At 64.2% G+C, this 475-nt stretch carries 1 pseudogene; it reads right to left on the bottom strand.

Annotated elements, in window-relative coordinates:
- Positions 1–475, bottom strand: a pseudogene (locus tag DEQ92_RS22295) (alpha/beta hydrolase); the annotation flags it as partial.

Here is a 475-nt window from a genome sequence, read left to right as displayed (position 1 = left end):
GCGGGTTCGTACACCCGTGCCGTGGCACGGTCGCTGAGGGGGGGTGACGGAGAGTTGAATCGAAGCAGATACTCGACTGTTCCCGGTCCGCGGACGGTTGCGGAGCGTTCGACGAGGGGGAACTCCTCTGTCGCTCTGGCCTCGGTGAACCCGTCGAGTCGCTCCGGTTCGGCGATTTCGTGGTGCCATCGAGTCCGAGCGTCGTCGGGATTCGGCATCTCGAACTGTACCGATGGAACGAGGTGTTCTTTCGCGAGGAATCCAAAGATGTCCGTCGGTTTCGCCCGCTTCTGCGATATCTTTCGGCGTTCGCGCTCGATAGCGACCCGCTCGTCCGGCAGCGACTCGTAGCCGTCCCAGAAGACGCTCTCCCAGCGCGCCATCGTCTCGTCGTACTCCTCGCGGAGTTGGGCGTACGCTGCGAGGGCACGCTCGATTCGGTCGTGGAGGTGGGGCGCGGGTGGTGCGCCAACTT

The sequence above is a fragment of the Haloferax sp. Atlit-6N genome (assembly GCF_003383195.1).
Lineage (GTDB): Archaea > Halobacteriota > Halobacteria > Halobacteriales > Haloferacaceae > Haloferax > Haloferax gibbonsii.
The sequence above is the reverse complement of the archived record's forward strand: the minus strand, read 5'-3'. Positions and strand labels throughout refer to the sequence as shown.